The organism is Lysinibacillus mangiferihumi (genome assembly GCF_003049665.1).
In the GTDB taxonomy this organism is placed as follows: domain Bacteria; phylum Bacillota; class Bacilli; order Bacillales_A; family Planococcaceae; genus Lysinibacillus; species Lysinibacillus mangiferihumi.
Genome location: NZ_PYWM01000033.1, coordinates 34,734 through 48,200, shown reverse-complemented (window position 1 = coordinate 48,200; position 13,467 = coordinate 34,734). Strand labels below are relative to the sequence as shown.

14 protein-coding genes, 1 pseudogene and 2 riboswitches are annotated in these 13,467 nt (G+C 32.8%); all 15 genes and pseudogenes read left to right on the top strand.

The genetic code is table 11. From position 1 onward, the window contains the following. Nucleotides 1-307 (top strand): annotated as a pseudogene (locus C9J37_RS22670) (transposase); the annotation flags it as partial. Nucleotides 308-353: 46 nt separating this feature from the next. Next, nucleotides 354-462: riboswitch (TPP riboswitch) on the top strand. A gap of 223 nt (nt 463-685) precedes the next feature. Beyond that, a riboswitch (TPP riboswitch) is annotated at nt 686-784 on the top strand. A 131-nt stretch (nt 785-915) separates the two neighbouring features. Continuing rightward, entirely contained in the window at nt 916-1,536 is a 621-nt protein-coding gene (locus C9J37_RS22665) for a thiamine phosphate synthase (protein ID WP_107897200.1), read from the top strand. Then, entirely contained in the window at nt 1,520-2,593 is a 1,074-nt protein-coding gene (gene thiO, locus C9J37_RS22660; RefSeq protein ID WP_107897199.1) for a glycine oxidase ThiO, read from the top strand. Before C9J37_RS22665 ends, thiO begins: the two co-directional genes overlap by 17 nt. Further along, the gene (thiS, locus tag C9J37_RS22655; protein WP_107897198.1) at nt 2,583-2,777 is read left to right on the top strand and encodes a sulfur carrier protein ThiS; all 195 of its coding nucleotides are present in this window, start codon (nt 2,583-2,585) and stop codon (nt 2,775-2,777) included. Before thiO ends, thiS begins: the two co-directional genes overlap by 11 nt. A gap of 1 nt (nt 2,778) precedes the next feature. Further along, on the top strand, nt 2,779-3,549 hold the full coding sequence (locus C9J37_RS22650) for a thiazole synthase (protein ID WP_107897197.1): 771 nt from the start codon (nt 2,779-2,781) through the stop codon (nt 3,547-3,549). Next, nucleotides 3,542-4,561 carry a MoeB/ThiF family adenylyltransferase gene (locus C9J37_RS22645; protein WP_107897196.1) on the top strand — a complete coding sequence of 340 codons (1,020 nt, stop codon included), beginning with the start codon at nt 3,542-3,544 and terminating at the stop codon, nt 4,559-4,561. The genes C9J37_RS22650 and C9J37_RS22645 overlap by 8 nt, the downstream gene beginning before the upstream one ends. Before the next feature lie 638 nt (nt 4,562-5,199). Next, nucleotides 5,200-5,364, top strand: a complete 165-nt coding sequence (locus tag C9J37_RS22640; protein WP_107897195.1) for an ROK family protein — start codon at nt 5,200-5,202, stop codon at nt 5,362-5,364. Between the two features lie 615 nt (nt 5,365-5,979). Beyond that, the gene (locus C9J37_RS22635; protein ID WP_107897194.1) at nt 5,980-6,741 is read left to right on the top strand and encodes a hypothetical protein; all 762 of its coding nucleotides are present in this window, start codon (nt 5,980-5,982) and stop codon (nt 6,739-6,741) included. Next, nucleotides 6,741-7,529 carry a hypothetical protein gene (locus tag C9J37_RS22630; RefSeq protein ID WP_107897193.1) on the top strand — a complete coding sequence of 263 codons (789 nt, stop codon included), beginning with the start codon at nt 6,741-6,743 and terminating at the stop codon, nt 7,527-7,529. Before C9J37_RS22635 ends, C9J37_RS22630 begins: the two co-directional genes overlap by 1 nt. A 196-nt stretch (nt 7,530-7,725) precedes the next feature. Continuing rightward, complete coding sequence (locus tag C9J37_RS28520) at nt 7,726-7,872, top strand: hypothetical protein (protein WP_167397405.1); 147 nt, start codon at nt 7,726-7,728, stop codon at nt 7,870-7,872. A 36-nt stretch (nt 7,873-7,908) separates the two neighbouring features. Then, the gene (locus C9J37_RS28515; protein ID WP_167395987.1) at nt 7,909-8,049 is read left to right on the top strand and encodes a hypothetical protein; all 141 of its coding nucleotides are present in this window, start codon (nt 7,909-7,911) and stop codon (nt 8,047-8,049) included. A gap of 61 nt (nt 8,050-8,110) precedes the next feature. Next, nucleotides 8,111-9,277, top strand: coding sequence for an arginase family protein (locus tag C9J37_RS22625; protein WP_107897192.1), 1,167 nt, complete (start codon nt 8,111-8,113; stop codon nt 9,275-9,277). Continuing rightward, a complete protein-coding gene (gene asnB / locus C9J37_RS22620; protein WP_167397404.1) occupies nt 9,256-11,022 on the top strand; it encodes an asparagine synthase (glutamine-hydrolyzing) in 1,767 nt (588 codons plus the stop codon). Before C9J37_RS22625 ends, asnB begins: the two co-directional genes overlap by 22 nt. Nucleotides 11,023-11,036: 14 nt before the next feature. After that, nucleotides 11,037-11,858, top strand: a complete 822-nt coding sequence (locus tag C9J37_RS22615) for a multinuclear nonheme iron-dependent oxidase (RefSeq protein WP_107897190.1) — start codon at nt 11,037-11,039, stop codon at nt 11,856-11,858. 391 nt (nt 11,859-12,249) lie between these two features. Beyond that, the gene (locus C9J37_RS22610; RefSeq protein ID WP_107897189.1) at nt 12,250-13,455 is read left to right on the top strand and encodes an MFS transporter; all 1,206 of its coding nucleotides are present in this window, start codon (nt 12,250-12,252) and stop codon (nt 13,453-13,455) included. Nucleotides 13,456-13,467 lie beyond the last annotated feature (12 nt).

Here is a 13,467-nt window from a genome sequence, read left to right as displayed (position 1 = left end):
CACCTGTACACTTGGTACGGCTCAAAAACAAACGAAGACGCGACACCGTGTCGTGGAGTTTACTGATTATGAAGGGGCGATTGTACGTGTTGTCACAAATCTTCGCGATGTAACAGCCGAAGAAATCGCCGGCATGTACAAAGAACGCTGGGCAATTGAATCCTTTTTTCGCTGGATTAAACAGAACTTAAATGTACCCGTGTTATTTGGCACGACAAAAAATGCCGTATGTAAGCAGCTTTTTGCGGCTTTAATTGCCTACGTATTACTAAAGTTTCTTCATACAGAAGGACACAAGAAAAATAATTGACAATTAAATCGGTAGTGCTATACTTTGATTTATAATTTCATACAATAATTGCTAGGAGAGCTGGTGTTGCCAGCTGAGAGTAGAGCCGTAAGCTCATGATCCTTTTACCTGATCTAGATTATGCTAGCGTAGGGAAGCAGATAGGATATTGTCTATTATACAAGTCCTTGTTTCCTTATTGTGGAAGCAAGGGCTTTTTTATCCTTCATTAACGGGCAGTATAACCCCCAACTCAAGATTGAGAGAAGCGAAGAGAAAGATGGGGGATAACTGCCTGTAAAAGCCGATTGGTTCAACTAACCATTAGTGGGGATGAAGAACCTCCACTGATGGAAGTTTCACTTTATTTGCTATAACATTTTAATTGAATATTGAAAAGACCACTAGGGGTGCACGGATGTGCTGAGAGAGGAAACTCAACTCTTTGAACCTGATCTAGATCATACTAGCGAAGGGAAGTGGCTTACTTTTTGTACTTCATGTACAAGATTTATAGCCATTTCTCTATGCTTGAGAGGTGGCTTTTTGTATGGAATTATAATGAAAGGAAGTGAACAACAACTTAATCTCTATTTTAGATATGAAAGAATAGGATGATTTAAGAAATGAATAAAAAAATAGCGCTCCATATCATTACAGACGGCCAGCATTCACTTCATGAAGTGGTCCATTTTGTAACTAAGTTTGAACCCTATATAAGCTATTTGCATATTCGTGAGCCAAGTTGCACTGCTTCTGAACTCTTTGATTGTATAAAAAAATTAAAATATGCAGGTTTTCCATTACAAAAGATTGTAATCAATGATCGAATCGATGTTGCACTTGCTACGGATGTTTCTCATGTGCAAATAGGTTATCGTAGTATTCCTGTAGCTATCGCAAGTGAAAAGTTCTCAAATCTTAAAATTGGTGCATCTATTCACTCTCTTGAAGAGGCTACAAATACAAAAGCCAATTGGTTACTTTATGGACATATTTTTGATACAGCAAGTAAGAAAGGAATCGCTTGTCGTGGAACAAAATTATTACAACAGCTTGTAAGCAATGTATCTATTCCTGTGATTGCTATCGGTGGAATCACTCCGCAAAATACAAAAGAAGTATGTGCGTCAGGAGTTTCAGGAATTGCAGTGATGTCAGGAATTTGGCAGGCTAATGACCCTATTGAAAAGGTAAAAGAATATGCTAGTCAACTTAAGGAGTGGGAAGATGAAAAGTTTCGATAGTATCGTCATCGGCGGAGGTATCATCGGTAGTACAATCGCACATTGCCTTGCTGAACGCGGTCTACACGTAGCAATTCTTGAGAAAAAGGTAATTGCAGATGGTGCTTCACATGCAGCTGCTGGATTACTAGGGGTTCAGGCAGAATGGGATGAATACGATCCTTTATATGAAATGGCAAGAAAAAGTCGAACATTATTTCCAAATATAGCCGAAAAAATTCGTGCAAAAACAGGTGTTGATATAGGGTACGAAGTGAAAGGGATATACAGGATTGCAAATTCAAAAGAAGAATTTGAACGTATTCAACAAATTCGCTCTTGGCAAGTATCAGCTGGAGAAGAAGCATTGTTGCTTTCTTCAGAAGAATTAAGAAATTTTGAACCAAATGTTTCTTCTGATGTGATCGGTGCAGTCTATTATCCGACAGATGGACATGTATTGGCACCTGCGCTAACAAAGGGGCAAGCGTTATCTGCAGCAGCCAGTGGTGCGGAAATATTCGAATATACGACCGTTCAACAAATTGTTATAAAAGATGAAAAGGTAGTTGGTGTACAAACAACAGAAGGTTTTTTCTCATGTAAGCAAGTTTGCATTGCGATGGGGGCGTGGAGTACACCATTTCTTAAACTATTTAACGAGGAAAGTGGAACCTATCCAGTAAAGGGAGAAGTGATTTCCTTAAAAAGTAATCGCCCATTACTTAATGCTCCTATATTCTTAAAACGATTTTATATTGCACCAAAACGTTATGGTAAATACGTCATCGGTGCAACGATGACGCCAAATTCATATCAAGAGGATGTTAAAGCAATGAGTGTTGTAGACATATTACAAAAGGCATTTTCTATTGTTCCAGCCCTACAAGATGCGAGTTGGGACCGAACATGGGCAGGATTACGTCCGGAAGCGAATGGAGGCAGACCCTATATGGAAGCACATTCAACAGTTCAAGGGCTATTTGTATCCACAGGGTATTATCGAAATGGCATATTGCTAAGCCCATTTGTAGGAGAATATATGGCAGATTTAATGGTGAAAAACTATGTTTATTAATGGAAATAAGATGGAAGTTCCAGACCATGTGAAAACAATTGAGAGCTTATTGATTCACTTAGGGCTTCAGGGAAAAATAGTTGTTGTCGAACAAAACGGCGTAATTTTGAAAAAAGAAGATTATTCTGCAGTGGTTAAGTCTACTGATTCTATTGAGATTGTTACATTTGTAGGAGGCGGTTAACATGTATCAAATTGGACCATATACATTTACTTCAAGATTATTACTGGGAACAGGGAAATTTTCAGATTTTGATATTCAAAAAGGAGCAATAGAAGCATCAGAAGCTGAAATCTTAACATTTGCTGTGCGTCGTATGAATATTTTTGAACCATCCCAGCCTAATTTGCTAGATAAAATAAATTTATCAAACTATCGATTATTACCAAATACAGCTGGTGCGAAAACAGCTGAGGAAGCAGTACGTATTGCTAATCTAGCAAAAGCATCTGGGTTATGCGATATGGTGAAAGTTGAAGTAATTGGGTGTGATGATACGTTATTGCCTGATCCATTAGAAACGTATCGTGCATGTGAAATGCTCCTAGCAGAAGGGTTTATTGTACTACCATATACTTCAGATGATGTCGTTCTTGCTCGAAAATTACAAGAACTTGGGGTACATGCCATTATGCCAGGTGCTTCACCAATTGGTTCAGGACAAGGAATTTTAAATCCATATAATTTACAAGTCATCATTGAACAAGCGACAGTACCTGTTATTGTAGACGCAGGTATAGGTGCTCCGTCTGATGCAGCACTAGCTCTTGAACTAGGTGCGGATGCAGTGTTGCTAAATTCAGCAGTTTCTGGTGCGAAGAATCCAGTGCAAATGGCAGAAGCTATGAAACTAGCAATTCGTGCTGGTAGACTAGGTTCTGAAGCAGGAATCATCGAGAAAAAAGAGCGGGCTCAAGCTAGTAGTCCTTCACAGGGGATGAGTATTGTTGACTAATCGCTATTCAAGACAGGAACTATTTTCATTTATAGGACAAGTTGGTCAAAAAAAAATTCGACAAAAACACGTACTTATTGTTGGAGCAGGAGCATTAGGTAGTAGCAATGCCGAAATACTTGTACGTGCAGGAATAGGTAAGTTATCCATAGTGGATCGAGATTATGTAGATTGGTCAAATTTACAACGCCAACAACTATACAGTGAAGAAGATGTGTTTCAACATTTGCCAAAAGCTGTTGCTGCTAAACAAAGATTAGAGAAAATTAATCGTGATGTGCTGATTGAAGCGTTTGTTCAAGACATTTCGTCATCTGAACTTTTAGCGTTTCAAGATGTAGATCTAATCATCGATGCAACAGATAATTTTGAAACACGTTTCTTACTAAATGATTTTGCAGTCAAGTATGAAATTCCATGGATTTACGGAGCATGTGTAGGTAGCTATGGTATTACATATACCATTTTGCCGCATGAAACACCTTGCCTACACTGTTTGATGGAAATCATTCCATTATTTGGAGGGACAACTTGTGATACTGTAGGAATTATTGCACCTACAGTTACACAAGTTGTGTCACATCAAATGGTAGAAGCATTGAAAATCTTAGTGGAAGATTGTGAAGCACTCCGAAAAGAATTATTGGCATTTGATTTGTGGAAAAACGAGCAAACAAAGATCAATGTAAAAGGTTTAAAAAAGTCTACATGTTTGACTTGTGGATTAAACCCAACCTATCCATATTTAACGAAAGAATCAATAACAAAGGTTGCGGTACTATGCGGTCGTAATACAGTTCAAATTCGTCCTGCAAAACCAAAGTTAGTTAATATTATTGAGTTTGAAAAGAACCTGGCTCCACATGTTCAACATTTGAAGTCAAATCCATATTTAATTCATTTTCAAGTTAATCAAAATCAGATTATTCTTTTTCGGGATGGACGTGTATTAATTCATGGGACCAATGATATTGTAGAAGCGAAGAAAATCTATTATCAATATTTTGGATGAAGGATAGGTATAAAATGTTCCATATTTCCGAGGGCAAGTACGATTTTGCGTATTCGACCTCAATATCAAGATTTACCTGATTAAGAAAAATATCGTTTAAAAGAAAAAGCAGGTAATGCAATGATTGATACGAAAGTGAAAATTGTTGATGAGTTAGGTGATGGAGTATCACATGATGGTATATCTGTTGGGGGAAGTCATCGTCAGAGGTAAGGTGTGATGAAGGGCTATTGGAAAAACGAACAAGCAATAATATTGACGATAAAAGATGAAAGACGGCGACCTTAGCCGTGTATTTAAGCTAGTTTAAATTATTTTTAATACCTCTTTTAAGTTAGTATAAAAATGAAAACTTAGAGGAGGTTTTTTTATGTACAATCAACACAATTTGTATTTCAACGTTTTCGACTTTTTCAACCTAATAATTAAGACCAGCTAGCGAGGGAGACAGGTCAATTGAACAAATGCTAATAACGCAAAAAGAAATAAAAAAGAGATAATCGGAATAGGGGTGGGAGTTCATGAATTATTAGAATAGAAAGCGGTTGTGTAAGTATCTGCAAACTTAGGATTATTTTTAAAAAGATAGGTTACAGGATAAAATCAGAGTTCCAGTTGTTTGAAACAATGATGCAAATATAGCTACTATTGAAAAGCTGTGGAAAGGTTCTGCCCAGGAGCAAGTTAATGTGATGTTAATTACGTTAGTAACAGGAATAGGTAGTGGAAGTATAGCTGAAGGGTGTGTTATAAAAGGCGAAAATGGGCTTACGGGTAAAATGGGACATATAACCTTTATATAATTTCAAAATACATTATCTATTCCCATTTATACGCTGCCAAGCAAAATTTTTCAGCTCCAATTCGCCCCAAGATTAAGTAATTATATGCATTATCTTGCACAGTTTAAAAATACGATAAACCCTTTAAAGGATTGATATGATGGGATTTTCGTTCTACCTGTTGTTGTACTTTGCATCGTTTTCACAGTATATCAGCAACGTTTATCGTTCATTGATTTAATGATTAGCGCAGTTCTTGTCCCAGTTACCTATAATCATTAACTGAATAAAGATACAAAATCCATTTCTTTTTCTTCTAAAGCATATCCATCTACTCCTTCAAGCATATCAGCAGTATTTCTAAGTCTTTCCAAAATAACTCTAACATTCATTCTTTAATTTAATAGGATAGCGCAATGCGCGTGATGTAACCCGTACAAAGTTTACAAAGAAGAGTTGTTTTTTGAAATGGATCATTCCTTGATTTTAATTCAAATTATGGATATATTAGGTTATTATACGTTTTACACTATGTATATATTTTTTATTTAAATTAAAATAATTTAGAAATTTGATTCTATTTTTGTTACAATATTTTCTAGTTATTGAAATTTATTCAAAGGGGTGGGGGTACATGTGAAAGGCTGTGCTATCTTTTTAGAGGATTCAGATGAAATAGTAAGACAAGCTAAGTTGATAGAAGATTCCTCCGAATCAATTGTTGTAAGCATTCCTCTAACGGGAAGAGAAAGAGAGTCTGTAAAATTAAGAAGTAATGAGCTTGTTAAACCTATATTTACACTACCGTGGAATAATCATGAAAATATGCTAAATGAAGTGAAGCGGACCATTAAATATTTCAATCCAAGACTAATCATTTTTAAATTGGGTATTTGGGGACATGGAGAGAGTTACTTTGATCCTAAAGGAATAGAATTACCAGAAATCAATAATAATCAAGTGAAACGCGTAGAAGAGTTTGCTAATTTGAATGAGATAAAAATTGCATTTCATCCAATTAGAACTCCTTGGCTACCAATCGCAAACTACATTAAACTTCTTAAAAATCTAAGGAGTTTAACATCAAGCAAGATTTCAATAGACCTTGCTGAGATTATGTGTGATCTGAAAAATTCGAATCTTCAACAAAATATAAATAGTTTATCTTTTAAATCTATTAGTGAGATTGTAGATATTATATGGTTAGAATCTTATCGTTTTGATGAATCGGGTATTTATATGACTTGCGCATGTACTGAGATTAAGGAAGATGTTTGGTTAACATATAAAAAGTATTTTCGAAATACCTTTCCTATTTTGAAAACAGATCATCTATCATCAGATAACCAAATTATCAATGATTTAAGAAAGCTTAATAAAATTAGAGGTGATTTATAATGGAGAAATTGAAAAAGCAAGACATACTAGTACGTTTAAGTATTGATCCTCAATGGAAAATTGATGATCCTAATAGTCCTTTTACAGAAATGATAAAACAGAATAACTATGAAGAAATATTAAATATAAATGTAGATTCATTAAATGCTGAAAAAAGAGGGCGTTGGAAGCAAATATTAAAAATGGTTGCCCCTATATTCAAAAAAACTATTGAAAAATTGAATGAAATGAATCCGACAGATGAGTTTATTTATAATAAATTTTTTCAAGAGTATTTATCTTCAGATTATTTATGGGATGTAAATTGTAGTTTAGAGCATCCAGCTGGATTTGGAAAGGGTTCTGAGAAGGGGACTTCTTTTTATAATTATATTGTTAATAATGTTGATATTCCTATTTATATTAAAGAGTTAAGTGAATTGGAGTATTGTATTTTTAAAGCTTCTTATATTCCTTCGAATAAAAAAGTCTATGATTTTAGTAAACCACTATATCTTGCTCAAAATGTTTCGTTAATAAAAAGTGAGTATGGTGTGCTGAATATCCTTGAAAATAATAACAATATTAATCGCAATATTGAATATTATGTTGTAGGGTCGAAAGGCAAAGTTTACAGAATTGATGAATCTACATACAGAGTGTTAACTTTGTTGAAGAATGAAGGAAATAGGACTATAGATAGTAGCGAGTTACAATTTTTTGAACAAGCTAATAATATAGGAATATTAACTAATGATTTAAATGTAATTGACAAAGATTTATTAAATAAATTTTTTGGTATTAAATAATTCACTTTGTTATAGCCTCACTGGACAATAAAAAAGTTGAAGAAATACTAGAAGAGCTGGAAAAAGAGATTACACCATATTTTTTCAGAAAGTGATATAAAATGAGAAGTTCCGGATTTCATTTTAGGTCTTCATTCAAGAGACTGAGTAGATAGTTAAAATGTTTAATAAAGCTTTACAAATGAGGAGGAAATTTATGATGATGGACAATAAAAAAATTGAAGAAAAACTAAAAGAACTAGAAGAAGAGATTACACCGAATTTCTTTTCAGAAAGCGATGTAGAAAGTGAAATTCCAGATTCAATTTTAGGACCGCTTTTAAGAGATCGTGTAGATAATTAAAGTGCTTAATAAAACATTACGAGAAGGAGGGAAATCATGGATAATAAAAAAGTTGAAGAAAAACTAAAAGAATTAGAAGAAGAGATCACACCAAATTTCTTTTCAGAAAGCGATGTAGAAAGTGAAATTCCGGATTCAATTTTAGGACCTCTTCTAAGAGACCGTGTTGACAATTAATAGTTAGCACCAATCAACTGTTGTCCAGTGGGTTATATATATTCATGGAGGATAACTCTATATGTATTATATTAGTTCTAGGTTACATGCTATAAAACACGAAAATAACTTAGTTTTATTGAAAAATAATCAGAATAATTTGAAGTGTTGGTTTCTAAAAGACACTTGGTATTATTTACGAGAATTCTTAGGAAAAGAATTTCCAGATTTCCTTTTAGATAAATTGGATTCCAATGAAATAAAAAAACTAATGAAAATTAATGGGGTTTTTAGGGAGTTAGATAAACCAATACAAATTTTGAATCCCATTACAATGTTTGGAGATACAGTAAATGTCTCTAATCATTCAGTTGATGGATCAATAATACTAGTTGGTTATGATAGCGGGAATAACATATCACTAGGTTCGAGAAAAGGACCAGATGTTATAAGAAGGTTAAGTGAAGCGTATGAGACTAGTTTAAACTCGAATTTAAATGGTATAGAGGGTTGGTTAGTTAATGACCTTTGGAATAGTAAATATAAACTTTTGAATGGAACTAATTTAAATAGCTTTTATATAGATGACAAATTAACAGAAAAAAATTTCTTGGAGTTATTAGCAAGAAATATTGCTCAAAATAAAGAAGTTAGTGATAAATTTTGGATGATTGGGGGAGATCATTCAATTACATATGGGGGAATAAAATCACTCATAAATACAGGTAATACTAATATTACATTAGTTTATTTTGATGCACATGTTGATGCTGGGAATAATAAAGAGTTTATTGATAACTCTAACTTTATTGCCAGAATTTCAGAATTTGATGAGGTAAAAAATATATTTCAGGTTGGAAGAAGGGGTGTACTCTCTTTAAGTAACAGCAGTTTTAATATTAATAAAATTAAGTATGTAAATTCTGTAAAAGAAATAGCATCTTCAGTCTTTAAAAATACAATAGTATATTGCTCAATTGATTTAGATTATCTCGATTTTAGCATAGCTCCAGGAGTATCAACTCCTGTACCGAAAGGAAATACGTTAGAGAAACTTGAGGAAGAATTGTATGAATTAAACAAAATAACGAATATTTATTGTGGTGATATTACGGAATATAACCCTGATAAAGATGTAGGATTTATTACTGGACAAATAGTTTTAAGGTTATTATTAATTTGTCTTGGGTTATGTTTGCGAAAATACGAAGAAAGCAGAGAAGAAATATGTGCGGAATTTTTGGAATAATAGGAAATAATGTGAAAGAAAGTATTAATTCTGATTCGTTTATTAATCTTATTGAAGAAACTTTAGCACATAGGGGACCTGACTATCAGAATTATATAATTCAAAATCACCTTATTTTATATTCATCAAGGCTAGCTGTAAAAGACCATAGGGCTATTGCAAATCAACCTTATTTTTCTAATTCTAATAATTGGATTTTGGTATTTAATGGAGAAGTAACTAATCATGAATGGTTAAGGCAAAAGTTAAAATTTAAAGATTGGAATACACTGTCGGACACTGAAACTATTTCTGTAGGTTTAGAAGAAGAAGGAATAGACTTTTTAAAAAAATTAAATGGTATGTTTGCCATTGCTGCTTTTAATGTACTTGAAAATAAAATATATCTGTACAGAGATTATCCGGGAATCAAACCACTTTATTTCTCTTTATCAATGCATGGTAATTTAGTTTTTTCATCAGAATTCCCATCTTTATTAAATGTGCTAAAAAAATGTAGTGCGGACATTTATGTGAAATCAGAAGTTTTAATAGAATACTTATTGTATCGCAATACAATTTTAGAACCACAAACTTTAATAGGAAACATAAAGAAACTTAGCCCTGGGGAATTATTAGAGTACGATTTGAAAAGTAATACAATACAAACTATATACCAGCAACGTAAAGAATATAATAACGATTCTAACCCTAATAGTACTTTAGAAGAAATTTTTGCTAAATCTATAAATAATAATATTGAAAAAGGTACTAAAATGGGGATGCTTTTATCTGGTGGTGTCGATTCAAGTGCAGTTATGGCTAAATGCATTAATGAAGGGGCGACAATAGAGGCTTTTACTTTACAGTATGAAAGTTTCGGAGAATATTCATTTTCAGAGTTACCCTTCAGCAAATATGTATGTAATCATTTTTCAATCCCTTTGCATGAAATTACATTAACTGAAAAGGAATTTTTAGAAATTTTACCAACTGCTATTTCTAAGCAAGATGGAATGTCTATGGATCCTACTATAGTAGCGTATCATCGTTTAGGGAAAGAGATGCACTCCAAAGGAATAATTACCTCATTATCTGGTACAGGGAGTGACGAAGTATTCGGTAGTTATGAGTGGTTGCATGCATCCAGTGTAGAAGAATTTGATGAATGGATGAGAATGCCATTTGTTAGTGAATTTTTAAATTTTGAAAATTGTAATGTAGATGAGATTTCTTGTAAGGCTAAGAAAAAAAGAAAAAGAATAATAGAAGAATTCACTGGGAAGAAAGAACTTAGTCATGGATTAAGACATTTTGGTATGCTTCACTTAGAAGCGGATGCTCTACCAAGAGTAGATCTTGGTACTATGTACTCGGGTGTTGAATGTCGAGTACCTTTGTTAGACCAATCTTTAATTAAAAAAGCTTTTAGCGAATTACCTGATAAGAACAAAGAGCTAATTAGAAATCTAAGCAAAGAGTATTTACCATCTGTAATTAATAATCGAAAAAAATGTGGGTTCCCTCATCCAGTATTTTTTTGGATGAAATATGGTGAATTATCAAAGGTTGCATTGAACCAAATCATTAATGGTCCTCTTAAAGAGTATATCAATACAAAGGAAATAATTGATTGTTTTGAAAGTAAACAAAATTTAATGGATAAGTCTAAAGAAAGTATTGTTTTATATGCTAAATTTAAAACTATTTGGTATATATTTTCAGTATCTCTTTGGTGTGAAAAAAATTCAATTAGAATTGTATAAAAGGAAGGTCAATTATGAATAAAAAAATTATTGAAAAAGTAAATGCAATACCGTTTTTAGGTGTAGGAGTAGCTTGGGTAGAAGAAGATGAATTTATTCATTTTGCTAAAGAACTAGATCCAACATTAAATTATTTAGAAGTACATCCTCCTTCTAATTTTGATAATGTACCATTTAATATTCCTAAAGTTGCTCATAGTAGTTTACTACCACTTGCTGATGAAAAGCATTTAAATGAGAAGTTAGTGAATCACATTTTTCAACAAGCGAAGGATTTAAATTGTCATTGGCTAGGTGATCATGTAAGCATATTAGGTACTAGTACTGGTATTGATTTTAATTATATATTCCCTCCAGTTCTAGATAGCAGCTTATCAGATAGATTAGGCGAAAGGGTATTGAATTTTATTGAAAGATTTGAAATTCCTGTTGTAATGGAAATGGGACCTCGTTATTGGTCGTTAAATAATGAAGATGGTTTAAGTGATTATAAACTCTTAAAGGATGTATCTTTAAACACAGATGTACCAATTATCTTTGATATCCCACATTGTTTAACAACAGCTAAAAATACAGGAGTATCTTTTAAAGAAATTGTTGAACTCTTAAAGGATGTAAAAGTATTAGAACTCCATATAGGAGCAGAAGGTTTCACTGACACTAACAGAACAAAGATTGATGAATGGAATGCACTTGAATTATGTTTAAATACATTCCCTACAATTAAAGGAATAACAATGGAATATAGTAATAATGATTTTAAGTCATATAAAGAAAATGTCTTAAGGTTAAGTGAGTTAGTTGCCAAATATAAAAGTTCCGGAGTAATAGCCTAAGCCAAGTAAACTTAATAATTACTCATAACTTGAAATGACCCTAAAAATTTAGAATCGCACTACGTCAAGATGAAGTAACACCTATTTTTTGAGTGTTTTACATTCCAAGTAGTCCGTCAAAGTGCAAAGAGCCTTTGACCACCTATTCTGGATGTAAAACGGAAAATGCATAGATGTTACGCTCCCAAAATGTATGGGGGTGGATTTCTTGCCCCCATGTTTCCGTTTTTGCTGAAATATTTCTCTTCTAGGCAGCAGCTTTTTCAGCTGGCAGTTAACTCCCCAATTCCCTAAATAGGAGAAGAAGTTTAATTCATTTGTAAAACATGACTTTTGATACACCGTACAGTGGTGTATGAGTAGATTAAATTTATAGTATAGGAGAGATTTAGTGACAAAAGATAAAAATAAAGTAAGACTGTTAATCGCATCAGATTCTTTTTCAAAGCTAGGTGATATGGCTGAAGGTATTGCCTTAGCAACTTTTGTCTTTACCATTACCCAATCAGGTTTTCTTTTTGGCCTTTTTTTATTTTTACGGTTTGTCCCTGAATTAATAATAGGTCCCTTTTCTGGTTATTTAGCAGACAAAGTATCGAGAAGAACTATTACAGTTAGCGTAAATTTCTCTTTAGCTATAACTAGTATATTGCTATTAATCTCTCATGAGAATTATATATTTATCCTTATAATTGCAACAATTGCTAGTTTTATTAAGATGTTGTTTAGACCTGCTTTTTTGTCAAGTATTCCACTCATTGTTGAAGAGAAAGAATTACCAAATATCAATAGGTGGTTTGGATTTTTTGGTGGATTTGCAAGAGTGATAGGAGCAACTATAGCTGCGTATGGTATTTTCCTTAATAATATAGCATTAATTTTTTCATTAAACGCAGTATCATTTCTTGTATTTGGAATAGTTTGTTGGTTTGTAATTCCCAATAAAAAACGATTAATAAACCAAGATCATGAAGAAGAAAGTAGTACACTAATCGAAGCATTAAAATTTATGTGGCATAGCAAAAAGATATTTGGGTTAGTGATGGGATCCACATTATTATGGGGATGTTTAGCATTATCGGACACATTGTTAGTTCCAACTTTAGGAACAGCTAAAGATGGCGGTGAAGAATTTTATGGAATTTATAGAATTTTATCTGCAGTAGGAATGATGATTGGTTCATATTTTTCATACAAATGGTATAAGTTATTTTTTGATAAAGGGAAACATTTAGTTGGTTTTTTTATTCCTATAATAATTATGTGTATATCAACTCTATTAATTCCATTATCACCTTTCTTTTGGGGTTACATTTTGTATTTACTGATTTGGATATCCAAAGATTTGCCTGCTAATTTATTGGATGTTGAATTACAATCAGTTCCTAATCATATAAGGGGAAAAATTATTTCGTTAGCTGATGCAATTGATGGTATTTTATTCTCTTTGATCACTTTGGTGTTACCAATTCTAACAGAATTTTATGATCCTGGATTAATATTAATATTGGCACCTATTCCTTTTCTACTTTTAACTATTTGGTTACTTATAAATTCTATTTTTCAACAATATAACAAAAATTCCAAATCTAATTAATATATAATGAAA

Coding starts and splice junctions, on each gene's coding strand:
- C9J37_RS22650 (WP_107897197.1), top strand. CDS start 2,779: ATGTATCAAATTGGACCATATACATTTACTTCAAGATTATTACTGGGA.
- C9J37_RS22630 (WP_107897193.1), top strand. CDS start 6,741: ATGGAGAAATTGAAAAAGCAAGACATACTAGTACGTTTAAGTATTGAT.
- C9J37_RS28515 (WP_167395987.1), top strand. CDS start 7,909: ATGGATAATAAAAAAGTTGAAGAAAAACTAAAAGAATTAGAAGAAGAG.
- asnB (WP_167397404.1), top strand. CDS start 9,256: ATGTGCGGAATTTTTGGAATAATAGGAAATAATGTGAAAGAAAGTATT.
- C9J37_RS22625 (WP_107897192.1), top strand. CDS start 8,111: ATGTATTATATTAGTTCTAGGTTACATGCTATAAAACACGAAAATAAC.
- thiS (WP_107897198.1), top strand. CDS start 2,583: ATGTTTATTAATGGAAATAAGATGGAAGTTCCAGACCATGTGAAAACA.
- C9J37_RS22615 (WP_107897190.1), top strand. CDS start 11,037: ATGAATAAAAAAATTATTGAAAAAGTAAATGCAATACCGTTTTTAGGT.
- C9J37_RS22665 (WP_107897200.1), top strand. CDS start 916: ATGAATAAAAAAATAGCGCTCCATATCATTACAGACGGCCAGCATTCA.
- C9J37_RS28520 (WP_167397405.1), top strand. CDS start 7,726: ATGATGATGGACAATAAAAAAATTGAAGAAAAACTAAAAGAACTAGAA.
- thiO (WP_107897199.1), top strand. CDS start 1,520: ATGAAAAGTTTCGATAGTATCGTCATCGGCGGAGGTATCATCGGTAGT.